The organism is Vibrio alginolyticus NBRC 15630 = ATCC 17749 (assembly GCF_000354175.2).
Classification (GTDB): Bacteria; Pseudomonadota; Gammaproteobacteria; order Enterobacterales; family Vibrionaceae; genus Vibrio; species Vibrio alginolyticus.
Genome location: NC_022359.1, coordinates 1,616,342 through 1,643,155 on the forward strand (window position 1 = coordinate 1,616,342; position 26,814 = coordinate 1,643,155).

A 26,814-nucleotide genomic window follows, 5' to 3' on the forward strand; every position below is an offset into this window, starting at 1 on the left:
TAAAACGATAAGAAAGAGTATGCCGAACATTGAGATCATTCGCTTTAATCACTTCACTGCGCGCAAAAGTGAGCGTTACACTGCAACACATAATGGGTTATATATTGTTGAAGAAGGTGCCCTATTAGTTCATCAACCTAATGGCGAGCAATTTGAACTTAAAGCCGGAGATTTCACACTCTATAACTCCGCAGATCTGAGCAGTGCAGAAGCCGTCTCTAGTGACGGAGGCTTTAAAGCACTGGCTTTAGTCTTCAATCCAAATATATTCTGTGACTTTAAGAAAGCGCACCCGATGCTACGTTCCAAAACGGAAGAAAGGCGCTTCTATCCTTTTTCAACGCAATCCAGTAGCGAAGTAGCACAATTGAAGGACATGTTGGTTAAGTTAGCGAGTCGCAATGCTCCAGACTACACACAAAGCCATATCGCAATGGCATTGCTGTCGTTGATGGTTGAGGTAGAGCCAAACATCCTATCTATCATAGATGATGCAAGTAGCCTGAGCGACTCTCAAAAAGCCATTAAGTACATTGAGGGTAATATTGAAAAAGACATCACGCTAGAAGGCTTAGCGGCTCATATGAGCATGTCCATCGCAACCTTAAAACGTCGCCTCGCCGCAGATGATCTTTCGTTTTCTCAGATATTAAAGGTGAAACGGATAAACTTCGCAGCAACCCAACTGCGCAAGTCAGAAAAATCAATAACAGAAATAGCGTTTGAGTCTGGCTTTAAAAGTGCAGCGCATTTCAGTACAGCATTTAAATCCGTTTACAACATGACCCCCAAAGACTTTAGAAACCAAGTTGTTAGGCCTAAAGTATAAATCATGTCGGCATTCGCATCCGTTGGGCTCGCCCTATTCCCAAAAACACGCTTGAGGATCGCGCTCCAACTCGTTGAGTAAGTCCTCAAGCATTCGGCTAAATGGAAGTGGCTTATAAGGCACCCACCTTAACAGCTCGTTGTGATATGTGGGAACATAGAAATACCAAAGTTGGTTTTCCTCATCAAACATGATCTTCGCGACGGGAGAAGTATACTCGCTATGCTGGGAGTCGAGGAGAAAATGCGCCCGATGAAGCTCAACGCCATTTTCTACTAGCTCATAGAGGCACTTGCCCTGTTCGACAGGCAAGTTAGCATTACGCGCAGAGCAGAGCGATTGAACTGATTTGTATAAACGACTTGTCGCCATTTGGGACACTGACATCAACGTTCTCCCGATGGATGATAGTTAGAGCTGTCGATCCTAGTATATAACCTTTACATCATCACCGATGGTAGTTATCTACCTAACTCAAGTATAAGATAGCTATATTATCATCTCAGTCCACTTGGAAACGCTAGCTCCATCACCTCTTGACTAGAAACAATTCCCCTGTTTAGCGCTAACAGTTCACAAAAGTGTAACCTGAACGCAATATCATAAACTCTGCTTTATCCCGTATATGGAGTTTAATATGTTACGTTTTACTGTGGCGACGTTATTGGCCATAGCAGTCTCCCTCCCTACCATTGCAAAAGAAATCAACATCTCGGGTTCAACGTCGGTTGCTCGTGTGATGGATGTACTTGCTGAGGAATACAACAAAACACACCCAGACGATTACGTTGCTGTTCAGGGCATTGGTTCGAGTGCTGGTATCACCATGGTCAATAAAGGAGTAGCCGAAATAGGCATGAGCTCTCGCTATCTGACTGAAAGCGAAAAAGGTGAAGATCTCAATGTATACCCTATCGCTTATGATGGCCTCGCTGTTGTTGTAAACCGTACCAACTCTGTAGAAAACCTTTCTCAGCAACAGCTGTTTGATATTTACAAAGGTAAGATTAAGAATTGGAAAGAGGTCGGGGGCGCAGATCAGCCTATCGCGGTGGTTACTAGAGAAGCGTCTTCAGGTTCACGTTACAGCTTCGAAAGCTTGCTGGGACTGACCAAAATCGTTAATGATCGCCTTGTCTCGGATATCAGCCCAAACAACTTGGTTGTAAACAGCAACAGCATGGTAAAAACCATTGTTAACCATAACACTCGCGCCATTGGTTTTATCTCTGTAGGGTCAGTAGATCGCTCGATCAAGGCGATTCAGTTAGATGGTATTGACCCAACCTCGACAAACATTAGCAATCATAAGTACAAGTTGGCGCGACCATTCCTAGTGCTATACAAAGTAGATAAGATTAGCGATGCAGGTAAAGGTTTTATCGCTTTCCTTCGTTCAGAGCAGGGACAAAAAGCGATTGCAGATTACGGTTATACGCCAGTAAAAAACTTTAATCAGTAAAAATGAAAAAGAGAGCACCCTGATGCTCTCTTTTACTATGTCGTGTTCTATCCGGTTTCGGAATTAGAAATGCAGTTGAATTACAGAGACCACAACCGCACCAGGTCGACGAATACCTTCAATTTCCACTTTAATTTCGCGCTCAATCTCCAAACCTTTTTTGATTGGCGTTACTTTTGTTAACGTGCTGACTGCACGAACATTATTGCCTGCTTTGACAGGGTAAGGGAAACGGACTTGGTTTAAACCCAAGTTAACTACCATTTTAGCTGTTGGGAACATTGGCTTGTCTGGATCGACTGAATCCGTCAGTTTAGGCAGCAATGCTAATGTTAAAAAGCCATGAGCGATAGTTGTCTTAAATGGAGATTCAGTTGAAGCACGCTCTGGATCGGTATGAATCCATTGCATGTCTTCCGTTACCGCACCAAATTGGTTAATACGTTCTTGAGACACATGAACCCAATCACCAGTGTGAATAACTTCGCCAATTTTTTCACTTAACTCGTCATAAAGCTTTTGAGCCTCAGGTGCCATTACGATCGGTGCAGGTTGAGGTGCAACTTCTTCGTTGACGGCTGGTTGCTGGTGATCACGAACTTTTGAGAAAAGAAAGCTATTTTGAGCTTTCCCCAAAAAGTCACTCCAATAATCGCGTAACGTTGGAGACATCCAATTCATAAACTCGGATTGATGAGCAGAAATCGCATCAACTTTGTCTTTAAATAGATTTGTGACCTTCATAAACACCCTTAAGAATTCTAAGCACAACTGGCTATACCAGTTAATTTTGAATTAGTTCACAAAGTCTTGCAAATACTTTCGGGCGAACACATGTACCCTAAAAGCATGTTATGTCTTATATATCAGCAAGATAACAATAAAACACCATTTTATTGACGTGCACCAATATAAAGTAAAAACTCTATAAATTGGTACTTTTTGTCCCTTTTTCACTCCGTTTTCAAACTGTCCAACATCACATCAGTGATCATAAAACAAGCAAACAGTACTTCTATTATAATTCAGCACTTTACAAGTCGGACTATGCTCCTTATTATACCGCCCACAACGGAGAGATGGCTGAGTGGTTGAAAGCACCGGTCTTGAAAACCGGCATACGTTAATAGCGTATCTAGGGTTCAAATCCCTATCTCTCCGCCACTTATTTAGAGAGCTCGCATTTATTGCGAGCTTTCGTCGTTTTAGCTCTTACAAAAACGAGATTTAGAAATCCTCGATCGTAAACGAATCCGGCACTTCACTATATTCCAGTTAAAAGCCCGCTAATGTTTAGCGGGCTTTTAACTCCGATTTTCTAAAGTTTAAGCAAACTTCTTAATCATTTCAGACAGGTCATTGGTGCAATTTTGCACTTTGGTGTTCATATGATTCGTTTCAGTCATCAGTTCATACGATTCACTGTACTTTAAATTAAGCGACTGGATGTTTTCATTTATTTCATCCGTTACATAAACCTGCTCTTCTATCGCGACCGCAATTTGTTGGTTTCGTTCGACGACGTCCTGAACAAGGGACTCCAGTTGTTGAATGCTATCCAAAGCAGTACCCAGCAATGTTACCGTTCCGGTCGACATTTCGTTACCTTTCTCTAACGCAGAAACCGCTGATTTGCTCCCATTTTGAATCCCTTCAATGGCCGATTTAATCTCTGTTGTCGATTCCTGAGTTCTTTTAGCTAAGGTTCTCACTTCATCTGCTACAACGGCAAACCCTCTGCCTTGTTCGCCTGCCCTCGCGGCTTCAATTGCAGCGTTCAACGCTAATAAATTAGTTTGTTCGGCAATACCATTGATGACTTCAACAACGGTTCCAATTTGCTCGGTTTGTTGGTTCAACCGTATGACCACTTTAGATATTTCGCCGAGCTCACCCACCAGCTCTAGTACCGATTGGTTAACATTATCGATAACGCTACGGCTGTCTATCATCGTATTTTGCGCTTCTAACGTAGCCTCGGCGGTCGCTTGAGCATTATTTGATATCTCAGATGAAGAGGCTTGCATCTCGTTGACCGCTGTTGCGACCGAGTCAATCTCCACTTTCTGTGCGCTTAAATTCTCCGTCACTTGCTGGCTATTTGTCGCAGCACTGTTAGCACTTGCGCGCGTTTCTTCGCAAGAATCTTTTACAGACACGCCAACGCGCCCCAATAGCGCATTGGCAAATTGCTTACGCATCTTCATACCCAGCTCAATCTCAGCCAGATCGTTGATTCTTCCGCAATAAATATATTCCATGAGTGGATTGTTGAAGTCTTGCCTAGCCTGTTTAGCGAGCTTTTCAACTGGTCTGGTTAATACATAAATAGAGAAAACGGAAAGTAACGCAACAACGCTAAACGCTATCACTGGTGATTGATTCATTTGTAGAGTGAGTAAGCCAAGAAGGTTTGAAATTAAAAGGAAGAAGGCCGATCTCATCCACAAACGTGTACGAGGAAGATACATTTTCCACGGCTTACGATTATTTCGAAGCTTCGAATACGCTTTTTCCGCTCGCTGGATGTGTATGCGCTCAGGTTTAAATCTCACTGATTGGTATTCCACAACTTCACCATTAGATTTTATAGGAGAAGCAAACGCGTCAACCCAATAATAGCCACCGTTTTTACGTCGATTTTTGACCATTCCCATCCAGTGTTTGCCAGTTTTCAGGTGAGTCCATAAATCTTTAAAAGCCTGTTTTGGCATATCAGGATGACGCACAACATTGTGGGGTTTACCGATAAGCTCCCCTTCATCAAACCCCGCTACTTCATTAAAGTTTTCACTGGCATATTTGATGTAACTGGAGGTATCGGTAATGGAAACTAGGCTGTAACTCGAAGGGTAATCGTATTCCGTTTCACTCATAAACATGTGTCCTAACATTGATTAATTAACAAACGGCAAATATGAATTTATCAGCATAACATTTACATGCATAATGATAGGTTGATTCAAAAATAAAACAAAATTATTGATAGGTTTACTTGTTACTTAATGACTCTAGTCGCATTTTTATCCTCTAATACAAGGCTTCGTTAATATGCACAAGACTGAGTGCTGTTCAAAATTAATACACAAAAGCGCTTCCGTACTGAGTTCGTAAATTGTTATAAGTAATCCACTAAAGCGAAAACAAGGAAGACAAACACAATGACTATTCACTTTCGTCAGCTTGCAGCCAAGAGAAACACGACACACTTGTTTATTGACGATTGGAAAATTAACACTCAGCAGTCTTGGGGGATATTCAGCGCGGATGGAGATATTGGCTCTCTGCTTGGAGACCTTATTTGTGATGAAATGTCACCAGATAGTGGGGAAATTGAGCTAAATGGGCTGTCCGTTGCGCAAGTGTCGTTATCAGAGCAACAGCGATTACTGGAAAGAGAATTAGAAAAGGATGATACGGATTTTCTTGATCGTATCGACCAAGGAAGCACTGTTTATTCATTAATCCTAGAGCAGAGCCAAGACACCAACTTAACTGAACAGCTAATTAATGATCTCGACCTAAGTCATCTTAAAGATAGTGGCTTCCGCGTTCTCTCTACCGGAGAAACCAGAAGAGTAATGCTCGCCCGAGCTTTAGCCACACAACCTGACTTAGTATTACTCGATAATCCATTTACTGGCTTAGATATTGCGCACCGAGCTGCCCTCGCTCGCTATTTACACTCGCTTTCTCAAAATGTGCAACTACTCATAACCTTCTCTCGCGAATCTGACATGCCTGAGTGGCTCAATAGCATCGCGCTTTTCAGTGCAGGAAAGCTTGATAGTACAATGGATAAGTCCAGTTGGGATAATCATCCAATCATTGGACAAATTAAATCTCAGTCAAAGCAACAGAGTGAAGAAATGATGAGCTTGATACGTCAGCATAAGCACTCGACTCCATTCAACAACCCAATATTTGAACTAAAGAATGGGGCTGTCGAATACACCGATAAGAAGATTTTTACTGACTTGAACTGGCGCATAGACAAGGGCCAACATTGGCAGGTCAAAGGTCCAAATGGTTGTGGAAAGAGTACCTTACTTGGATTGATCTTTGGCGATCATCCGCAATGCTACAGCAATGACATTGATATTTTTGGTAAAAAGCGTGGTACTGGCGAGACAATCTGGGAAATTAAGCAGCATATCGGCATGGTGTCTTCAGCGCTACACCTCCAATATCGAGTCAATTGCAGCGCATTAGAAGTCATTTTGTCAGGATTTTACGATTCGATTGGGTTGTATAACCAGCCAACTCGCAAAGAGATGAATATTGCAAACGAGTGGCTCGATATCTTACATATGAGCCAGTACAAAAAAACCTCATTCAAGCAATTAGAGTACGGTCAGCAGCGACTATTACTGATTGCAAGAGCCATCGTGAAACAACCCACATTATTGATTTTGGACGAGCCGTATCAAGGGTTAGATTTTTTGGGTAGACGGTTAGTTAAGAACACACTTGAACTCATCGCTAGAGAGAATTTAAGCCAACTATTGTATGTGTCTCACTACCAAGAAGACCGCTTAGATAGCATCAAAAATGAGTTAGAGTTTGTGTTTGATGAAAATGCTCAGTGTTATAGAGCTAACGTCTACCAATCATAATGACTTCGCTGCGCAAGCTTCTCATAAGGTAATGGTTTGGAGTACAGGTATCCCTGATGATATCTCACTCCCATCTGCTTTAAGTGTTCAGCTTGCGCTATGGTTTCCACGCCTTCAGCGATCAATTGTACTTGTAATTCTTCCGCGAAGTGAACCATCGCTTTTAAGACAGAAGCACTAAGGCTAGGAATACCAATGGTTTCGACAAAGCACTTATCGATTTTTAAGTAATCTATGCGCATGTGCTGTAGAAATGCTAACGAGGTTTGGCCAGTTCCAAAATCATCGATCAGCACATCAATACCATGCACTCGCAGCGCTGCAATGCATTTTCTCGCCTCTGAATCAATGAGCTGACGCTCCGTTATCTCTACCCCTAATGAGACTTTGTTTCGGCTCAACTGTCTGTCGAGCAATTGAATTTTTCTGATCGCGTTTGGTCCGACTAAATAACCAGGCGGCACGTTAATACCAAGGTGGACAGGCTGATCAAAGCCTAATTTACTGAAGTCCTCTGCCGCTTTATCCAGAACGAAATCAGTAAGTAAAAAAACCAATCCACTTTGCTCTGCCGCAGGGACAAACTCGTCCGGAGAAATGAACCCCTTACTTTGATGCTCCCATCGCACTAGCGCTTCAAACCCGAATAACTGGCCGGTATCAACGTTAACTTGCGGTTGGTAATACAGGGTCAACTCTCCTCTTTTTATCGCTCTTTTAAGATCCAGTATCAAATTGCGATGAGGATCAATAAACTTATTCAACGCATACAAGCAAAGGTAGATCACGAAAATAATTGGAATTGAGTACAAAAAATAGGAAAGTGTTCTCTGTTTGACGAAAAGATCGCTGGCTTCACTCAAAGCTTCATACTCAAACATTTGCGACGATTTGATACCGATAGGATTACTTCCCGCTCTTAATGCTCCTTCTGGTGAAACTTGATCATGGATAAACAGCGCAGAGCGTTTTAGGCGTAAATCGTTGTTAAACCCTATTGTCGCATTAAAGTAGTCATGATCGATAATCGTTACGGCTTGATAACCCCGCTCTCCTTCCGTTACCACTAGCAAGAACTGATCGTACAAGCTATCAACACTACCAAGCGCTAGCGTTTGTCCCTTGGGAAAGGTGATGTGCTCAGCTAACGGTTTAGAGATACTTCCCAATTTCGAAGAACAAGTAATGACTCCCTCTTTCACAATGAGCATTTCTTCAATATCTCGTTCAAACATTAAGCTTTGCTGGAGCTCTTCACATCGCTCAGGGTGTAGCAGCGCCGTGCGGTTTTCTGTCTCTATTTGGAATAAAATTTCATCTGCAATTTGCACATTTTTTTCTAATAAATGATTGAGATTGTTTTGCACGCTTTCACGAGCTAAATACAAAACCTCTCCAATAACCAAGGGAATAGGCAGAAGAAAAATGATGGCTTTTTTAAAAATCGCCTTATTCAGCATATAAAAGTAACCTTTTATAAAACCGATTTACTGAGATGGTACCTCGATTCCGATACCCGCTAGCAACTCACGTTTTTTAACATTATTTGTTTGGATTAACTCAGTATGCGAAACGCTGAGTAATACCGCAAACTAAACAATGTCTTATTCACTCCTGTTCCAATTTAGTATCAAGCGCCTCAAACCTGAGACTTTAATTCGACACCATGTTATGTCTATCGGTACTTGCGAAAGTCTTTACCTGTCTGTTTCTCATCATGTAAGAATTACCCATTAAAAATATTTTTCTTTTCTCAGTGATTAAGAATTATATTTGTCGTAACTCCTACAACACGTTACAACACTCTCATGACGACAAACAAAGCTAATGCTAACCAGGTAAACGAAAAATCACTGCAGTTGTTAATGCAAGTTGCAGTTAGTCCGTTCCCAGTTTCTGCGAAAACGCTAAGCGAGCAATTGAACGTTCCTCTAAGCAGCCTTTACCGACACTTAAAACTGCTTAAAGAGTGGAACTTGATCGAAGAAAGCGTTCACGACAAGACATTTGTCGTTGGTCCGGCGGCATTGTTACTCATGCACAGCTATGAGACCGCGCAACATGGGCTCGACATGGTCGAAACCATACTGGCTAGGTTGGTACAACAAACCGGGGAAATGGCCGCTTATATGGTACCAGCTGGTTATCGTGCGCTTTGTGTCAGACAGAAAGAAAGTATGCAGGCGCTGCGTTGCAGCTTCGTCCAGGGTCAAAGTCAACCTCTGCTGCGCGGTGCCTCATCTAAAGTGATGCTCGCTTTTATGCCTCAAAGTCGATGCGAGAAAATCTTGAGATATTTTAATCAAGATCACCGACGTGACGAGTGGGAAAAAGAGCTCACAACCATCCGTAAACACGGATATGCCGTCAGTACTTCTGAGATTGACCCTGGTGTTTCAGGTATTAGCGCACCGGTAATGAAAGGAAGCAAACTGATTGGCGCAGTCTCGGTGATGGCTCCGGCCCACCGAGTCGAAAAGGATAAGCAGCGCATTATTTTACATGTACTGCAAGCGGCAAGGGCACTACCACCAGAAAGGTAATTCATCATGTTAAGCTTTTTCAAACGCTATAAACTCCACCACACCGTGAAACAGCCGCAGCATTACCCTTTTTCTTTTATGACAGTGTGTGAGTATTTGCCACCCATGTCTAAGGGCGCGTTTGAATTAGCTGATCAAAGTTTGGAAAATGCTAGCGATTGGCTATACCAACAGCATGATCATGAAACCGCTGAAAACTTTGGGCACTTCAACCACGACAAGCTGGAAAATGGCGAGTTTCAGGAAGCATTAAGCCTTTCGCTTTCTCGCCACTCAATTCCTGTTTTAGTCACTAACTGTACCGAGGCAATCTTGTCCATGTTACCTGTGGTCGTGTCCTATCGAGACGAAGTGGGTGTGGTAAATATTGGACATGACATGAACTTGAAACCAACACTTGAACCACGTTTAGACTCGGCATTCCATTTTGCTCTTTCTCGCTATCAAAACGTGCGATTATTTTTTGCTGGTGTTAGCGAACAAGATACAAAGCAAGAAACGTGGGAATACGCGGAGGATCAAGGTTGTGACTGGGTAACCGATAAAGAGTTTTCTTTTCGTCATCGCAATAACGTTAAGCAACAGATCGGCAATTACCTAGACCACTGCGACCAAATAATCATTAGTATCGACCTTGGATCTCTAAAAACCAAAAACAGCCTTGATGGCGCGTCAGAAATTGATATCCAAATGGTTCTACGCACGATTAGGCAATGTTTGGTTGCAGGTAAAGTGAGAGCAATTCAGCTCGTTGGCGATCGAGATTGTCTGGTGTATTCGAGACAAACGAAAGCCATACTAGAAGAGTTATATCAGATGGCTCCACTCATCGTTCACGCTGCCTAGCGTTATAAACGTTCAGAATCAGGATCGCGTCCTTCCTGATTCTGAACCAACATGCTTACTTATTATCCTTAACTAACAAATAGTTACACATATAAATCGACACACATCACACTTGCCTCTTGAACTAACCTGACACTTACGTTGTAATAAGGCCGCTAAACTTTGGTATGACATACGAAATAAAAAATAACCAAAGTTCAATAACTAAGCGGCTTCAGAACAAAAAAGTACCGCAGCTATTCCAATTTCAGTGAGCATTTGCTCACGCTCGCTTGATGCCATCTTGTTCCACTCATTAGGACATTTGATGATGCGTCTTTGCAGTATTTTCACTGCGGTTCTTTTTTTACCGCTAACCTCACACGCCACCACTTATGACGTAAAAGATCTATCTGAGTTAGGTCAACTTTGCTCACACAAGAGTTTTAGTATCGAAAGCGATGGCACGACTTATCGCTGTACAGGGAAACTAGTCCTACCCGCTGGTGATAAAATTGTCTCCTCATTACCGGAAAAAGAGATAACATTAAAAGCAGATTATGGAATTGTGTTAGAGGGGAATAATACAATTGGTGAACCCAATAAACGTATCTCTCTACACGCCCTCGCTACCGGATTAACGGTTAACAATGAGAAAGCATCAAACCTCGACGATTACCAAAACAAGCACACTGTTATCTATGGTGATCTTCTATCGGCTTATCCAACAAAGCTGCATAACGTTCTCATCGATGGGGATATAGAGCTAACAGGTGAGGCCCTTCATATTAATGGTGAGTACAACACCATTATTGGTGACATTTTGACTCACAGCACGACCAATATATTTAATACAAACATCTGTGGTAAGGTCGAATCACAAGGCGAAACACTACACCTAAAAACAAACCATCCTTTACAAGACCATTTTGTCGTCGGTGATGTTTCTGCGCACAACTCTCTGATTATAAAAGATATGTCGATCTATGGTACGGCTGAATCTGTAGGATCGTCAGCTACATTAAGTGGCTCATTCTATAGTTCCACCGCAGCAATTAAATACTTCCAAACATTGAACTTCAACAACGCTCCAAATCAGCCTAGTCAAGTTTGTGGTGAAATCCAACAAACGCCAGGAAGTGCACAAACGAAAGCACAAGACAACAAATACACGCAATACTGTGGATTGGGCGAGGCTGATTGTCACTACTCTTCCCAAGTCTGTCCAATCACCCCTCAAGATGTTCCGAATTGCAGCATGCAGCCACCATCAGAGAACGACTTCGACCTAAGCGTCACACCATCGGACGACATGGCACTGATGTGCGGCGACGATCTTCCGCAATTTACAGCAATGACAACCAATAATGGAGAAGTTGTAAGCGCAGAAGTCAGTGCAGCCCTATCACACCCTGACTTGTTCACTTTAGAGGTGATCAAAGGTCAGCAGACATTAAAAGCAAACCAATTTATGTCTGACGACAATGGTGAGCTCGTTGTTCGAGTGGTCCCGAACGATATTGATACCATCGCGTTAGGTACTAACTACACGCTGACTTTCACTATGGCAGAAGACACCAGCAAGCATCAAACTGTTCGCTTTATGTTTACGCCATTTATGTTTGAGGCCTACTCAAAGACGAAAAGCGCCACTTTAAATGAAATACGCGTTATTGCAGGTAAACCAGAAAACGTGCATACGCGATTGCTTGCTTGTGCTTCCACCGGCGAACCTGTAGTCGCAAGCAACTACAATGGTACGCCTAAGGTTTTTCATCCATTGGTTCAACCATTAGGAGGAAGTGAAGGAAACTTTAGCTATTCAGCGGAATTTAAAGACGGCTTGTCTGAACATGGTCTTGTCACGAACGAGTCCGGCATATTTGAAGTGACATTGTCCGATCATTTTGAATGTGAGGGATTTGAAGAGTGCCCTGAAGAAGGCAGAGTGGAAGTGAAAGGGACATTTAATGTGCACTCGCGACCATGGACATTCGCTATCTGTGACAACCAACGTGCTTTGCCTTCTGGCACCTCTGAACAAGGAGATGGGTTTATTGCCGCCGGAGAACTTTTCTCTCTAACAGTGAAGCCGATCATTTGGCAAACTGACGGCTCTGTAAGTGGTTCTGTTGAATCAGCACGTTATTGTGATGCCTCTATCACCCGTAATTTTATGCTTGATGACGCTCCAGCAGCATCGGTTGTCTTGTCGAGTGAGCAACATACGCCATCAGAGACAGCGAACCAAACCTCAAAATTGCTAAAAAGTAGTGACTCACTGGCTCAGGCGCATAATTCAGCCAAGAATGATCAATTCGTCTTTAATGGATTATATTGGGAAGAAGTCGGGAGCTTGAGAGTAAAAGCAAACCTAGAAAGTAAATATCTAGGTATGACTGTTAACGAAAGCTATCGTTACATCGGTCGTTTTTACCCAAAATATTTTCAAGTGCAAGACCAAGAATGGCACTACCCACATGGCCAAACTTTTGCTTACATGAATCAACCTTTTGAGAAAGTCACTTACGATGTTGTCGCACTCAATGCGAATAAGGAAAACGTGAAGAACTACGTCCACTTTTCATCTAACCTTCAACAACATTTCGACTTAGGCGAGCTAAGCTCATACTCCGATCGGTTTTTGCCGCCTAAGCCTAAGAAGGTAGACTGGAAACTACTGGGTAGCGCGAGTGTTGGAACGTTTGTGATCGAGAAGCCCTCGACCAATGCGACTTGTAACAATAGCCCATGTTGGAAAAAGAACACGACAGATAAACAATACCCTGATGGCCCATTTAATAAAGGGACTAACAGTGACAGCAGCCAAATAGGTTTAGTCACGACTAAAGCCGTTGATGAGGTAAACTTCTTCGACGATAGCGAAGTGCTTACAAAACAACCAGACATTCGATTCGGTCGTTTGAACTTTCAAGATGTAGGTGGCAACCAAGGCATGGTGATCAAAGTGCCACTTGATGTGGAAATTTGGCAAAACGGTCGATTTACGACTAACTTCGATGACAGCTCAACAACGGCGAGTGGTGAATATTACTTCAGCACGCCAATTTGGTCTCATGCGCTAGCAAACAACGCCCTGCTTTCTGGCGTTGGAACGATGAGTATTGGCAGAATGACCGATATCGTTGCAAGCCAAATTGACTCAGCACGCGAGCAAATACAATTCCACCTGGATTTAGACGGCTCAGGTAATCGCATCCCTTGGCTGAAATACGATTGGGATAACACGACAAGTGAAGAGGAAAATCCACCTGTTACAGTTACGTTTGGTGTTCACCGAGGAAACGATCGCATTATTTATCGTGGTGAGCCAAATATGCTTGGCCTAAATTAACGCGAAACGACAAAACAAAAAAAGCCCCTATATTGAGGGGCTCTTTTCATCTAAAACGGATGTAATTTACTTTGCGCCACGACGCGCTTTCAGGCGCTTCACCATAGCAAGACGACGCTCTGCCGACCCTTGGTCTGTTGCCGACTGGTTCGGGTTATTACGACGACCTTGACGATTCTTAAACGCTGGTTTTGAGTGCAGCTTTTCAATGTAAGATTCACGCTGTTTTGGTTCATAGCCTGCAAGCTCAATACGGCGAATTCGCTGCTGGATTAGATTTTCAACCTGAACAACCGTGAGCTCTTCATCTCGGTTTACAAATGAAACGGCATGACCTTGTTTACCTGCACGGCCTGTACGACCAATTCGGTGAACGTAATCTTCCGCTAGGAAAGGCATGTCATAGTTCACAACGTGAGGTAAATCTTCAATATCTAGACCTCGAGCAGCGACATCGGTAGCCACCATGACACGTGCTTTACCGGACTTGAACTCTTCTAACGCACGACGACGAGCACTTTGAGCACGGTCACCATGACAAACCACCGCTTTGATACCATCAAGTTTCAGCTCTTTTACTACTTCGTTTGCGGTCTCTTTGTAGTTCACAAATACCAACACTTGTTTCCAGTTCTTACGACCAATCAGCTCCGAAAGCAGTTCCGTTTTTCGCTCTTGATCAACTGGATATAACACGTGAGCAACTGTCTGTGCTGTCGTATTCGCTCGCTCAACTTCAATACGCTTAGGCTTACGCAGGATATCTTTTGCTAACAGATTTAGTTGGCTCGAAGTCGTTGCTGAAAACATCATAATTTGCGGATCAGTATCCACATCTAGCATGATCTTACGTACTGCGTGAATAAAGCCCATGTCCAAGATACGGTCTGCTTCATCAAACACTAAAAACTCTAAGTGTGCGACCGAGACATTACCTTGTTCAATGTGCTCTTCCAATCGACCTGGTGTAGCCACTAGGATATCTACACCGTTTTCTAATGCCGTTACTTGAGAAGACATTTTACGGCCACCGAAAATCGCAGCCACCGACAGGTTCGTGTACTTCGTGTAAGCTTTGATGTTGTCAGCAATTTGTTCAGCAAGCTCACGAGTTGGAGCCAAGATAAGTGCGCGAGCAGTCTTACGAGAAGCGCTACGGTTACTGTCTAGCAACTGCTGAATCATAGGCAGAGAAAACGCAGCCGTTTTACCAGTACCTGTTTGTGCTGTAGCGAAAATATCATGGCCTTTGCGAGCCATTGGAATCGCCTTCTGTTGAATTGGCGTTAACTTTTCATAACCGCATTCTGCCAGTGCTTTAACCACTTCTGGCGCAAAACCTTGAGATGAAAATGACATTGAGCGTATTCCTTAAACAAACCACTAAAAATAGCTTTAAAAATTTAGCCGTGCACTATACCCGAATTTGAGTGATTTATCTCACTTTTCTCATTGAAATCCTACAAAAGAAAAAACGGTGAGCACAGATATATTAGTGGTTCACCGTTTTCGTTTAACCTTTGCGCGATTTAATGTTTGATGCCAGATAACTGAAGGAGAATTCGCTCAAGCTCATCCCATGGCAACAGCTGAGAATCTATCACTTCTAATCGTGATTCAAAGCCTTCTAAGCTGATTTCATTCACCGACACGACTCGGTTGGCAACATTAAACGCGTAACAACCTTGATCCGTATTGACCACTGCTTTAACACGCTCTGCGGTCAAGTCCGAAAGCATAGAGAAAAGCTTTTCAAAATCAAACTTATACTCTGCCCCAAACAACCACCCACAACTAAAATAACCCTGCCCTTTGTTCTCTTTGCGCACAAAGGCTTCACCAGGCGCCAATTGGAATTGAGGCTCTTGATGAGCGTGGTCATGATGATGTGACTCGATATGGGAAGAAGCGCTGCCGTAAACCCGCTCAATATCCAAGACTTCTATCGGCAACTCACCGTCATGAATAAGCTTACTGAATACTTTTGAAGGGGATTGGTCCGTCACCCAGTCATTAAACACATCAAGGTCGTGGCTGGAACATAGGTCAACCTTACTACCAATAACCACATCTGCACTGTCTAACTGGTCCACGAAGTTTTGGTTAGAAAGATACTTTTCATCACTTAAGTTACGCGGATCAACCAAGGCAATCGTCGCTTTAAGATCAACGTAAGGTTCATACTGCTGTGAGGTAAGCGTCGCGATAACCTGTTTTGGATGACCAAGGCCTGTCGGCTCAATCAATAAACGGTCCGGTTTTTGACGCAATAATGCGGTGATACCTACCGACATCGGCACACCCGCAGTGCAGCACATACAACCACCCGGCACTTCTTTAATCAGCGCGCCTTGGTCGGTCATCAATGCACCGTCGATGCCAATCTCACCAAATTCATTGACCAAAACCGCCCAGTTTTCTTTTTCCGGTTTGTTCTTCAGTAGATTTAAAATCGTGGTCGTTTTACCGACACCCAAAAATCCGGTCAGTATGTTGGTTGGTACTCGATTTGACATGCTTATCTCCGACACGTTAGTGCATTAATGCTCCAGCAAAGTATACGGAGAATGTGACTCGCTTCAACGCTTTTTATCGCACGCATCAAGCTCATTGCGTGATGCGTTGGAACACATTTTTCGAGCTTGTTTGGGTTGACTTATCAACTCTGAACGCTTCATATCAGACAGGTATCTACTGGTATAAATAACGCAAGTAAAAAACGCGATAATAGCGACTACGATGGGAAGAACTCCGAGCGTGTTTTCGAATTTAAGCGCAGCAATAGCCAACGCGAAAACAACGACAGAGATAAGTGCGATTGACTTACTTTTGTTGCTTTTCATAATAACTCGCCTTTCGTAAAGTTAGCCCCTAACACCTCCTGTACTAGAGGAATGCCAGTTTGAACAACATCCAACCTGACTATTCAATGCTACTCCTTTCGCTACTTGTGAAATTTGACAAAGCTAACATTTACTACAACATCAAACGACGAGCTTATTATTATCTTTCATATACTTACTGGATTTTAAAACACTTACTAGCAAATCGACCCGCCGCTGACCAATATGTCGTTTTCATTGGCAATACAAACTTGCGCCACCAGCCTTAGCCCTTCGACTATCATCTCCAGAGACATAGAAGGCTGACTGCCATCTGCTGCTTGTTCTGGCAATAATGGAATATGAACAAACCCGTGACGAATCGGATTGTCTTTCAAGTAATGTTGGATGCCATAAAAAAGGTGGTTACATACAAATGTTCCAGCACTGTTGGAAATCTGGCTAGGTATACCCTGCGTTTGCAATGTTTGCACAACACGCTTTATCGGTAGTGTCGAGAAGTAAGCATCAGGACCATCAGCCACCACGGGTTCATCAATCGGTTGATGACCAGCGTTATCTGGAATACGAAAATCATCGACATTGATTGCGACACGCTCTGGGGTTATCGCGCTACGCCCGGCCGCTTGCCCTACAGTAATCACACAGTCTGGCTGGTGCGCTTCTATTGCTTCAATAACGACTTTCACCGAGTCATATCGAACTACGGGGACTGGGCAAGTAACTATCACACCTCCTTTTATGGCCGCGGCCTCTAATTGCTTGACCGCTTCTAAGGCGGGGTTAATGGCGTCACCACCAAAAGGTTCAAAACCGGTAATCAGGACTTTCTTCATAACAGCCTTTAGGAAAAGAGTTTCACAAATTATTGCACTCCCCTTCACCCCATCCAATAGCAAAAGTATTGATGAGATAAACCAGACAACATTATGTGACTCATGTCTAACCAGAGAGTGTTTTCTGCCTCATTGAATCTAGGCAAGTTCCGGACTATCGAGACTAACTTATTGATGATTAGTGGCAGGGCAAGGTTCTCTCATTACATGACGCACGTAGAAGCTTGGTTTCCACGCTTAACTTAGGTAGAGTACGCGACCGCAATGCAATTCGAAGAGATTGAATACAATGAATATTGATAACCATGTAATCGAAACGATTGAAGAGTTAGAGGCATTTCTGCATTTAGTAGAAAGCGGCGCTCTGGGTCTTGAAGGTGTCACTGGCGTTGCGCTAGCCACCTCTAATACCGATGGCCGTCCATTTGTTGCCGTATTAGGAGAAAAGCACCAATTGCTCCTCGGTCGCTGGGTTTCGCAGCACGTATATGACAATGGTAAAGACATCGTTCGTAACGGCCCAACCAGAAAACACTAAGCGCTCGACGCCACCTATAACATCACGCCGTCTTATACACCAAGCGTATGCTTTGAAAGCAATGCGCTTGGTGTACTCAAAAAATAAAAAGAAAAGGCTAGCCTTTATTAATTTTGTCGGTATACTGCACATCAGCTCTTACGGAAAGAGCTATTAATGTAATTAAAGATCAAAGTTTCTCTCAGTTCCACATCGAATTCCTCGTTTACGTTCCTGCGACAAAATAGTTATCTCTAAAATCATATAGTAGCACTTGATATTAGCTAAAAATTCAATATTTAAAACAATCAAATATAGAGGTATCTATGTCTAATAAATTAACTGGTTCAGTAAAATGGTTCAACGAAACTAAAGGTTTTGGTTTTATTTCTCAAGACAATGGCGGTGATGACGTATTCGTTCACTTCCGTTCTATTGTTTCTGAAGGCTTCAAAACTCTTACTGAGGGCCAAAAAGTATCGTTCGTTGTTGAACAAGGTAACAAAGGTTTACAAGCAGCTGAAGTAACTGCACTGTAATTCTTTGTGTGGCATCAATGTTGTTGGTGCCACAATCCCCTTCCACTTATTACTGCCCTTACTATTCTCTATCTAAGTTTATATACCCAAATCACTTACCTCTCCCACACCATCATTAATCACTTTCAATAAAGTCACTTTGGTATACATCTTTAGGTAATCACACCGCCTACCTTGCAATTCCAGTTTGGAACTAAATTAATCTCATTCATATCTGAATCACTTCGCCTCATGCTTTGCTCATAAAAATAAAGTTTATAAAATAAAAGCGATTGGCGAATATAAGAGAAAAAATGAAATTAAACATATCTGCTCAATCAATAAATTCTAATAACTACGAGCACATAATCCCTAGCTGAGAGGTTGAGTCAGCACTGAAATGTCATTACATGAAGCCATTTATCGGACAACACTTCATAGGGACAGCGTGTGGAGTCACACACTTCGGGGTATTTGTTGAGTTAGAGGAACCGAACCGAAGGTCTCATTCCTTTATCAAGTTTCCAAAATGGTGAGTTCGAATTTGATGCAGTCAAACAAAAAATTTCTAGCCAGAGCACCACGTTTACTTTAGGGACTAAAGTGCACGTATTGGTTAAAAACGTCGATTCGAAACAAAGAAAGATCATGTTCAATTTAAAAGATGCAGAACACACGGTAGGTTAGTCTGTTTTAGGTTACTTTCTAATCCATTAATCAAAAATAAAAAATAAGCTTTTAATACCGCAATTAACTTGTGACATTTCGCTGACATCGACTCATTCTAAAACCCTAATATCTGACAAAGGAAACGAATCTAATTTTTGTTTCCAGACACCATCGCAGAGTGTATTTCCAGCACTCTGTTTGCCTCGAGAGGTTCTTATGACAGCCTAGGATCTCTCGAGGCTTTTTTGCACCTATTCAAACCACCTGATTCTACATCACAACTATTATCCCCTACACAAGCTGTACTTTTTAACTAGTGCACTAGATCGCGAACTCTGATTTAAGCAACTGATCACACAACCACTTCTAAATTTTGGGTATAAAAGTATCAATACTTTCGCTAACTAGGATGTAAATAATGAAAAACTCGTTTGATCTCACTATGCCCAACGAAGAAGGATACTTTGGTGAATACGGTGGTAGTTTTGTTCCACCTGAGCTTGAACAAATCATGCATGACATCAACGCAGCTTATGAGGAATGCAGCAAAGATCCTGAATTTAAAGCGGAACTCGCTCGCCTGTATAAGCACTTTGTTGGACGACCTAGCCCAATCTTCCATGCGGAAAACTTGTCTAAAAAATACGGAGCAGACATCTACCTAAAGCGCGAAGACTTAAACCATACAGGCGCACATAAAATTAACCACTGCTTAGGGGAAGCCATTCTCGCTAAAAAGATGGGTAAGAAGAAACTAATTGCAGAAACTGGCGCAGGGCAACACGGTGTTGCGCTTGCTACAGCCGCGGCATTGGTTGGCTTGAAATGCGATATTTACATGGGTGAAGTTGATATCGCCAAAGAGCATCCGAATGTCGTCCGCATGAGAATCCTTGGTGCTAATGTCATTCCTGCCACTCATGGGCGCAAAACCCTCAAAGAAGCGGTAGATTCTGCATTCGAAGCTTATCTGAAAGATCCTGATACACAACTTTATGCGATAGGCTCTGTCGTTGGCCCTCACCCATTCCCTAAAATGGTACGAGATTTCCAATCAATTATCGGTAACGAAGCACGAGTTCAATTCAAAGAAATGACCGGCAAGTTACCCAATAATCTCGTCGCATGCGTTGGAGGTGGTTCTAACGCGATGGGGCTATTTACTGCTTTCTTAGAGGATGAACAAGTCGCCATTCACGGCGTTGAACCTGCGGGCCGCTCTTTGCAAAAGGTTGGCGAGCATGCTGCAACACTCACACTCGGTGAGCCAGGAATCATGCACGGATTTAAGTCTTACATGCTTAAAGATGCGCAAGACGAACCTCAGGAAGTGTACTCTGTAGCAAGTGGCTTGGATTACCCATCGGTTGGGCCTCAGCATAGTTACTTAAAAGACATTGGCCGTGTCAATTACGGCTCAATCAGTGATGACGAAGCGATTGATGCCTTCTTTGAGCTGTCTCGTGAAGAGGGAATAATCCCTGCTATTGAATCCTCACACGCTGTCGCTTACGCAATTAAACTCGCACAGCAAGGAGAAACCGGCTCGATTTTGATCAACTTATCAGGCCGTGGTGACAAAGACATTGATTTTGTCGTTGAACACTACGGCGCAAAATACGGCATTGAATCACTCATATAGCCTAACTCCGTAGCCTAACCCTACATGCAAAAAGCTACCTGGTACTAGGTAGCTTTTTGTTTTTGTCTACTATTTTAAGAAGCAAGTCCCTTTACTCACTGATCTCACTATACCTTTAGAGCATAATTCGATTAACCGATAAGAGCTGGAATGCCTGGAAGCTGACCAACAATAGCAAGGGAGCCTGCACAAACGATAAACGCAGTGCCAGGAATCAGATATTTATCTTTGCGCGATAGTTCGTTAGCACGCTCATGGTCGCCGATAAGCCCGAGGTTATCCAACAGCATCGTGATTGCCCAACCGAAGACTGGATTAACGAATGCACAGGCAAAAATACAGATACCTGCACTGAGTGAATCTTTATGCTTATGGATCATCTGCATACCCGCTTCAAGGAGTGGTAAGAATACACCCACAATCAAAGCAACGCGCAGAACAGGTTCCCACATTGCTAGATCCATTGGGTAGCCAATTACCGCCGCCGCAATACACATGAAACCCGTCAACAGAGCGCCACCTGGAATAGGACGCTTGGCAATTGCGGCAGGAATCATGTACGTTCCCCAAGAAGAAGCTAGGTTTCCGCCCCCTAAGAGTGAACCAACCCCCTGACGAACAGATGCTCCGACCATCGTGTCGTCGACATCCATGAGTACACCTTTCGCTTCTTTTGGGTAGTTAAGTTCTTGAAACACACGATGGCCGAGATAATCAGGGGACCACATAGCGACTGCCAGTAGAGCAAATGGAGTCACGGCAATAAAGTGCTCTAGGGTTGGCCAGCCTAGCTGCCAGCCTGTATCTTCACCCCACCAGTAGAATGGACTGAAATTAGGCAGGCCCGGTTCTGTGGTAAAGGCAAACTCAGCGCCCATCAAATAAGCAACAATACCCGCGAGTGCAGAGCACAATGGGATAGCGAGCCAACGTTTATTGATCTTGGCTAAGTAAGCGTAAACCATAACGGTTAGGCCTATGACCACAAACGAAATGTAACCTTGGTCCGTACTTGCAGCCCACGCTTCCGTCTTATTAATTTGCCCGAGCAACCCAACAGCACCAAGGTAGATCAACAACCCTCCTCGAACCCCGATACCAGTCAGAGTCATGAGTTTAGAGCCACCTTTGGTTAAGGCGAGAATTAACCCAAAAACACATACCATCAAACCTAGCGCGAGAGGGTGCCCTCCTGCAGCTGCAATCATAGGAATCAGCGGTATCATTGGGCCATGGGTTCCCGCTAAGTTTGCATTCGGGTTTAGTATGGCAGAAAACAGGATGACGAACAGGGCTCCAGCGATAAGTAATTCGTAACGCACGTTTTCTGCAATGAATTCCGGAGATAAACCAAACTGAGCAGCAAAAGCGGAAACCATGGCAGTGACCATAACCACTTTACCAATGGTTGCTGCTAATGCCGGTACCCAGTCTTCGATTTCAATACTGTAATCACGTGAGGGCAAATGAATTCCCCAGCGACGGAAACTCATGACGGTTAAATCATGATTTAGAAAGTCTTCTCGGTTTTCAAATTCATGCGGTTTTTTGCGCACATCCCTGTAAAAAGTCTTACTTTTGTCAGACATTGAGTCATCCTTTTATGTTTCAACGTTGAACTACGTCAACTAGAGTTTCGCTTGGTAGACAGGCCTTCGACCAATACGAGACAACACCCACATCAAACTTCTAGGCCATACTAAGAAAGCGGCATGAACCAATTTTGATTTTGATCTTATTAAGCATGTGTTGCTATGGGTAGGAATATTAGACATTAGTAAAAGAACAACAAAAATCTCACTTATTACACAATAATTTAACATCGAGCTAGGACGCTTGAACTTTTATGAGTCATTTTTGAGCAGAGAGCCAAGTAGAACGGCTAATTCCGATTTATACTTTCAAGGTAGAGAGCACTGTGCTCGCATCCATCGCAAAGTAACTATCGATATCTCTACATTGTATACTTTGTTAAACTCCGCCCTTTAATGAGTAAGGCCCTTAAAAATGATGACTGACGAAGAGAGAATCGAGCTGCAACAGAACAATCCACTGCACGGATTAAAGCTAGAGACTATGTTGCAAGAGTTAGTGGATTTTTACGGCTGGGACATTCTAGATACAGCAATGCGTTTTAATTGCTTTAACACTAAGCCTTCGATTGCAAGTAGCGTGAAGTATTTAAAGAAAACCGAATGGGCGAGAGAAAAATTAGAAAACTTTTACCTTTATCGCTTTAAGCGCATGCCACGCGCGAGCGAAGAAGAATACAACTTACCACCAAGAGCTCGTACCTTCCCTCATGGCCTTGAACCTAAAGAGCCAATGCCGCTAACCGTTGACTCTATTCTTAAGTCACAAGCCAAAGCAGCGTCTGCATTTAAAAAGCGTTCACCTCGCGGACGCCCTGCTCGTCGCCAATAACACTATCTTGAAAAGCAATAGAGCCCTACTGGTAGCTCCAGCAGGGCTCTATTGTTCTTTAAAGGAATGGCTAGAAGCGAAGACTCAAGCTAGTGAGCATTCCTTTTCTCTAACAACTCCCGTAAGTAAACTCACATGTGGTTTACGTTTTCTATTGATTACGCTTTTTCTTCTTTTTACCCGTACCTGCCGGCTTCGCTCGCGGCTTCATTGGTAAAAAGTAGACTTCACTCTGATCGTCTTCCACTTCAAAACCGACTACCTGCTCGCGTTCAAGTTGGAACTTATTTTTCTTTTCTATCACTTTGAAATGGTGGTAGTCGTCGTAATCGATAAGAGATAACCCTAAACCTACTTCACCAGCACGACCACTACGACCGATTCGATGCATATAATCAGCAGGGCTACGCGGAAGATCGAAGTTAATCACCACTGGAAGTTTTTCTATATCAAGGCCGCGTGCTGCGATATCGGTGGCAATAAGAACTTGAATCTCGCCAGACTTAAAACCGTCAAGGACACGAGTACGAGCGCCCTGCCCTTTATCACCATGGAAAACTTCAGCGGTAATACCGCGTTTTGACAACTTTTGAGCTAAATGATTACAGGCATTCTTAGCATTCACAAAAATCAAAGTCTGTCGCCACTGATGCTGTTTGATTAAGTGCGCGAGTACCGCCGTCTTCTCACCTTTATTTACACTAAACACGCGCTGCACCAAAGTGCTGGCTTCTGCGCTCTGCAACTGAACTTCAACAGGGTCGCGGAGCAACTGCTGAGCCAGCGTCGTGACTTTATCAGGGAAAGTAGCAGAAAATAACAGCGTCTGTTTCTTCTCTGGTAGTAACGCAAGAATCTTATTCAGTTCTTCGGTAAATCCGAGGCTCAACATTCGGTCGGCTTCGTCAAGGACGAGCGTTTCTACTTGGTTCAACTTAATCGCGTTACTGGATACCAGATCAAGTAATCGACCCGGCGTAGCTACGATAATGTCACAGCCACCGCGAAGCGCTAGCATTTGTGGGTTCACCGATACACCACCAAATACGGCAACCGTTTTGATCTTATCTCTAAGATGGTATGAGTAAGATTTGACGTTGTACGCCACCTGTGATGCCAACTCACGAGTTGGAACTAAAATCAGGTGAGAAACGAAGTTACCACGGCGATTGTTTGATCCGTCTTGCTGAACAATTTTTTGCAGGATTGGCAGCGAAAAAGCAGCGGTTTTACCAGAACCCGTATTGGCACCACCAATAATATCTTTCCCTTCAAGGATATCAGGAATAGCACGGGATTGAATGGGCGTCGGTTGGCTGTATTCTAACGCTTCTAGTCGCTCGACTAAGGTTGGAATCAGGCCAAGATCGGCAAATGTCGCTTGCTGTGTTTTATCTGTCATTACGATGAGTGGCTCAGTGCTAGTAAAGGCCGTGTATCTTATGCTATTTCGCGTCTGGATGTTAGAGATAATGGCCCAAACAGAAGATTGGTGAAAGAAGCACTATAGAGTTCAGGAATTTCCTTTCACTAACATGAGTTAACGGTTTCGATAACCAATACTCTACGACCAAGATGGTAGCGTTCGCGACAAGCAAAGGGAAAAGGAGTCAGGCACTCTGACTCCTGTAAAGCAAAATACAGCTTGAGAAAACCCTATAGCTTATAATTGGACAAAAATGCGTTACGACAAATAGAATATTAGCAACTAATGGATAACTTCAAGTATTGAGAGCTAGCGCATGACATGTACATACGCTAGCAGGGTGCTTGTACCAAGAGCTTGAAAGATGATTTAATCGCACGAACTAGGGTCTAAAACATACGTCCGACTTGAGGATTTTAATGTAAGTTCTTGTTCAGAAGTACATTCAATATAGTCATATTGCTTTATTTTTTCTCTCGTGTTGTTATCTAACCATATGGCAGAGGCAATAGAACTTAATACTATTATCGCTATAGAATATAGCCCTGTTTTTGTCGAAAATGGTACTTTTAGTAATAGTTCTGTTGACCTGTGTAGCATAGCTATGGGAATGATCGCTATAAAACCAAATATTAGAAGGCCTACAAAAGAAGCAACATTGTTCACTAAACCTGCTAGTTTTACTTTAGGAATGATACCGATTGAGTTGTTAATGCTAATTAACTCATTAATTGAGCTGTAGCTCAACCACACCATAAAAACCATAAGAGGCCAACTAGCCATCACTTTAAGCCAACGCTTTATCTTTAGTCTTCGGTTAAATTTTTCATTAGAAATCATTAATAGTTTTCTCTACTTGATTCTTCATCGGTTCCGTGAATTTAAATTGGTCATCTAGTTTAGATATTTCCTTTCCTACAATAAACGCAGTAACAGCGAAAATACCAAGTGTTAGAGCGGTTGGCACAACAAGTACCGTACTTAATGTTGCGACTCCCAGAATAGTTATTCCTTGAGCGATAACTCCTGCGGCAATGCCCTTAGATATATCCGCTGTAAATTGGCCGACCACTTCACCTAGCGTTTTTTCATCATGTAGAATGTAGTCAACCGCATTAACCGCACCACTAAACACAAGTTCAACATAGATGTTGCCTTTCAAGAAACTGACATTGCCTTGAACAGTATTTAGAGCATGACCAATTTTAAGCATTTGTGGTGTTGCTTCTTGCCAACGGATACCTAGGTCTAAATATTTAGGCTTGTAGTTCTCAACCACAATATTCATTACACCATTGATATTGACAGCTTTAGCGGTTGCCCCCCAAGCGCCAAGCTCTTTAGCGACCTCATAAGCGCCTTTAAGCCCCATGCCTACGCCAGTGTAGTCCTTGCCGTTCGAAAGTTGTCCATGCGAGTCTTTGATGAGCAAGTCTAAATACTCGTTACCTTCTTCAACAGTCAGTACCGCAATACTCACGTTCTCTTGTTGAGAGGTGTCCCACTGATATTCTTTAGCTTGCTTTTGTAAATCATCGTTCCATTCTTTTTCTGTTAGGTCGTAAGCTTGTTGGTCCGCTTTGCGTTCAGCAAGAACGCGCTCTCTATTTTCAGTCCATCGTTTCTCATCGCTCGCGGTAGATCTCAGCTCTTCCTGACGTTCTCGGCGTTGACGTGCTGCTCGTTCTCTAGTGGTTTCTTGTCTTTCTTCTGGGGCTACAGGAGAGGATTCATATCTCATGGGAGTCGGTTTTACTGATAAATAAAAAGGATAATAACAATATTTTCAGTGATTTATCATCCCCAACAAGATTGCATGATGATTTAACCAATTAAATAGGCAGTTTGACTAATCAAACAAGCACAATGAAGGCTCAATAGTGTTGAGTTACATTCAATCGGATAACTTTTCGTAGGGTAAAACGTACGAACCAAATTTTGTAGAGTATTTATTCCAGTTCTTTTTTGGGGCAATAAAGAGTTAGCCTAACGGTCTGGCTCTTTTGAATGAAAAAATAGTCTGGTGGGAGAACTTGTAAGTCTGTGGCAGGTTACACTCACTTACTCCTTAGGCAGGTGACCAGTTTCCTTCGCTAGCTTTTGCATCGCCTCGGCAAACGTTGTTGTCCCGCCTTTAGCTTTAACCTGTATTACCTTATATCCCAACTTTTCCAACGCTTGGCGCTCTGCCAAAACAGCTTTGTCATCTTGCTGGCTACCTTGAGCTGGCTGATGAATGTAACATCCCTCTAGTTTACCATCTTCGACCAATTGGTGGTGTTTCAGTGCATCGATATCAAAATTCATAA

Annotated in this window: 23 protein-coding genes, 1 tRNA gene and 1 pseudogene; 12 read left to right on the top strand and 13 right to left on the bottom strand. The window is 43.0% G+C overall.

Annotation, left to right across the window (positions count from 1 at the left end; all coding sequences use genetic code 11):
- Positions 1–19: 19 nt before the first annotated feature.
- Positions 20–829, top strand: coding sequence for a helix-turn-helix transcriptional regulator (locus tag N646_RS22460; RefSeq protein ID WP_017635750.1), 810 nt, complete (start codon positions 20–22; stop codon positions 827–829).
- Between the two features lie 33 nt (positions 830–862).
- Here N646_RS22460 and N646_RS22465 read toward each other — a convergent pair whose 3' ends face one another.
- On the bottom strand, positions 863–1,216 hold the full coding sequence (locus tag N646_RS22465) for a DUF3024 domain-containing protein (protein WP_017821084.1): 354 nt from the start codon (positions 1,214–1,216) through the stop codon (positions 863–865).
- 250 nt (positions 1,217–1,466) lie between these two features.
- Between N646_RS22465 and N646_RS22470 the strand changes: the two genes are divergently transcribed.
- Positions 1,467–2,291 carry a phosphate ABC transporter substrate-binding protein gene (locus N646_RS22470; RefSeq protein WP_017635752.1) on the top strand — a complete coding sequence of 275 codons (825 nt, stop codon included), beginning with the start codon at positions 1,467–1,469 and terminating at the stop codon, positions 2,289–2,291.
- A gap of 63 nt (positions 2,292–2,354) precedes the next feature.
- On the opposite strand, the gene N646_RS22475 is transcribed toward N646_RS22470, so the two are convergent.
- Positions 2,355–3,035 carry a MaoC family dehydratase gene (locus N646_RS22475; protein ID WP_005375670.1) on the bottom strand — a complete coding sequence of 227 codons (681 nt, stop codon included), beginning with the start codon at positions 3,033–3,035 and terminating at the stop codon, positions 2,355–2,357.
- 329 nt (positions 3,036–3,364) lie between these two features.
- Here N646_RS22475 and N646_RS22480 point away from each other — a divergent pair.
- Positions 3,365–3,455, top strand: a tRNA-Ser gene (locus tag N646_RS22480).
- 161 nt (positions 3,456–3,616) lie between these two features.
- Here N646_RS22480 and N646_RS22485 read toward each other — a convergent pair.
- A complete protein-coding gene (locus N646_RS22485) occupies positions 3,617–5,167 on the bottom strand; it encodes a methyl-accepting chemotaxis protein (RefSeq protein ID WP_017821085.1) in 1,551 nt (516 codons plus the stop codon).
- A 285-nt stretch (positions 5,168–5,452) separates the two neighbouring features.
- On the opposite strand from N646_RS22485, the gene modF reads away from it, so the two are divergent.
- Positions 5,453–6,907 (top strand): molybdate ABC transporter ATP-binding protein ModF, encoded by a 1,455-nt coding sequence (modF, locus tag N646_RS22490; protein ID WP_017821086.1) that lies wholly within the window; start codon positions 5,453–5,455, stop codon positions 6,905–6,907.
- On the opposite strand, the gene N646_RS22495 is transcribed toward modF, so the two are convergent.
- On the bottom strand, positions 6,895–8,367 hold the full coding sequence (locus tag N646_RS22495) for an EAL domain-containing protein (RefSeq protein WP_017821087.1): 1,473 nt from the start codon (positions 8,365–8,367) through the stop codon (positions 6,895–6,897). The genes modF and N646_RS22495 overlap by 13 nt on opposite strands.
- Positions 8,368–8,715: 348 nt before the next feature.
- Between N646_RS22495 and N646_RS22500 the strand changes: the two genes are divergently transcribed.
- From N646_RS22500 to N646_RS22510, 3 genes are all read left to right on the top strand, one after another.
- Positions 8,716–9,450 carry an IclR family transcriptional regulator gene (locus tag N646_RS22500; protein WP_005386192.1) on the top strand — a complete coding sequence of 245 codons (735 nt, stop codon included), beginning with the start codon at positions 8,716–8,718 and terminating at the stop codon, positions 9,448–9,450.
- Positions 9,451–9,456: 6 nt separating this feature from the next.
- Positions 9,457–10,296: an arginase gene (locus N646_RS22505; protein WP_017821088.1), complete on the top strand. Its 840-nt coding sequence runs from the start codon at positions 9,457–9,459 to the stop codon at positions 10,294–10,296.
- A gap of 307 nt (positions 10,297–10,603) precedes the next feature.
- On the top strand, positions 10,604–13,630 hold the full coding sequence (locus N646_RS22510) for a DUF6701 domain-containing protein (RefSeq protein ID WP_017821089.1): 3,027 nt from the start codon (positions 10,604–10,606) through the stop codon (positions 13,628–13,630).
- 66 nt (positions 13,631–13,696) lie between these two features.
- Here N646_RS22510 and N646_RS22515 read toward each other — a convergent pair whose 3' ends face one another.
- From N646_RS22515 to pcp, 4 genes are all read right to left on the bottom strand, one after another.
- Positions 13,697–14,989 (bottom strand): DEAD/DEAH box helicase, encoded by a 1,293-nt coding sequence (locus tag N646_RS22515; RefSeq protein WP_005375652.1) that lies wholly within the window; start codon positions 14,987–14,989, stop codon positions 13,697–13,699.
- 170 nt (positions 14,990–15,159) lie between these two features.
- A complete protein-coding gene (locus N646_RS22520; RefSeq protein WP_017821090.1) occupies positions 15,160–16,146 on the bottom strand; it encodes a CobW family GTP-binding protein in 987 nt (328 codons plus the stop codon).
- 63 nt (positions 16,147–16,209) lie between these two features.
- A complete protein-coding gene (locus tag N646_RS22525) occupies positions 16,210–16,473 on the bottom strand; it encodes a hypothetical protein (protein WP_005375648.1) in 264 nt (87 codons plus the stop codon).
- A gap of 197 nt (positions 16,474–16,670) precedes the next feature.
- Entirely contained in the window at positions 16,671–17,309 is a 639-nt protein-coding gene (gene pcp / locus N646_RS22530; protein WP_017821091.1) for a pyroglutamyl-peptidase I, read from the bottom strand.
- Between the two features lie 289 nt (positions 17,310–17,598).
- On the opposite strand from pcp, the gene N646_RS22535 reads away from it, so the two are divergent.
- From N646_RS22535 to trpB, 4 genes and pseudogenes are all read left to right on the top strand, one after another.
- Positions 17,599–17,847: a hypothetical protein gene (locus N646_RS22535; protein ID WP_005375646.1), complete on the top strand. Its 249-nt coding sequence runs from the start codon at positions 17,599–17,601 to the stop codon at positions 17,845–17,847.
- Positions 17,848–18,152: 305 nt separating this feature from the next.
- Complete coding sequence (locus N646_RS22540) at positions 18,153–18,365, top strand: cold-shock protein (protein ID WP_005375644.1); 213 nt, start codon at positions 18,153–18,155, stop codon at positions 18,363–18,365.
- Positions 18,366–18,724: 359 nt separating this feature from the next.
- A pseudogene (locus N646_RS25115) lies at positions 18,725–19,031 on the top strand (S1 RNA-binding domain-containing protein); the annotation flags it as partial.
- Between the two features lie 400 nt (positions 19,032–19,431).
- On the top strand, positions 19,432–20,655 hold the full coding sequence (gene trpB, locus N646_RS22545) for a tryptophan synthase subunit beta (protein WP_017821092.1): 1,224 nt from the start codon (positions 19,432–19,434) through the stop codon (positions 20,653–20,655).
- A 131-nt stretch (positions 20,656–20,786) separates the two neighbouring features.
- Here the strand turns inward: trpB and N646_RS22550 are convergent, their stop codons facing one another.
- Positions 20,787–22,244 (bottom strand): DUF3360 domain-containing protein, encoded by a 1,458-nt coding sequence (locus N646_RS22550; RefSeq protein ID WP_005375642.1) that lies wholly within the window; start codon positions 22,242–22,244, stop codon positions 20,787–20,789.
- Positions 22,245–22,662: 418 nt separating this feature from the next.
- On the opposite strand from N646_RS22550, the gene N646_RS22555 reads away from it, so the two are divergent.
- Positions 22,663–23,079 carry a VF530 family protein gene (locus N646_RS22555; RefSeq protein ID WP_005375544.1) on the top strand — a complete coding sequence of 139 codons (417 nt, stop codon included), beginning with the start codon at positions 22,663–22,665 and terminating at the stop codon, positions 23,077–23,079.
- Positions 23,080–23,230: 151 nt separating this feature from the next.
- Here N646_RS22555 and N646_RS22560 read toward each other — a convergent pair whose 3' ends face one another.
- The 4 genes from N646_RS22560 to N646_RS22575 form a co-directional block, all read right to left on the bottom strand.
- Positions 23,231–24,481 carry a DEAD/DEAH box helicase gene (locus N646_RS22560; RefSeq protein ID WP_017821093.1) on the bottom strand — a complete coding sequence of 417 codons (1,251 nt, stop codon included), beginning with the start codon at positions 24,479–24,481 and terminating at the stop codon, positions 23,231–23,233.
- Between the two features lie 393 nt (positions 24,482–24,874).
- Positions 24,875–25,345 (bottom strand): hypothetical protein, encoded by a 471-nt coding sequence (locus N646_RS22565; RefSeq protein WP_017821094.1) that lies wholly within the window; start codon positions 25,343–25,345, stop codon positions 24,875–24,877.
- Positions 25,335–26,246 carry a hypothetical protein gene (locus tag N646_RS22570; protein ID WP_017821095.1) on the bottom strand — a complete coding sequence of 304 codons (912 nt, stop codon included), beginning with the start codon at positions 26,244–26,246 and terminating at the stop codon, positions 25,335–25,337. Before N646_RS22570 ends, N646_RS22565 begins: the two co-directional genes overlap by 11 nt.
- Positions 26,247–26,566: 320 nt before the next feature.
- A complete protein-coding gene (locus N646_RS22575) occupies positions 26,567–26,812 on the bottom strand; it encodes a hypothetical protein (protein WP_017821096.1) in 246 nt (81 codons plus the stop codon).
- Positions 26,813–26,814: the final 2 nt, after the last annotated feature.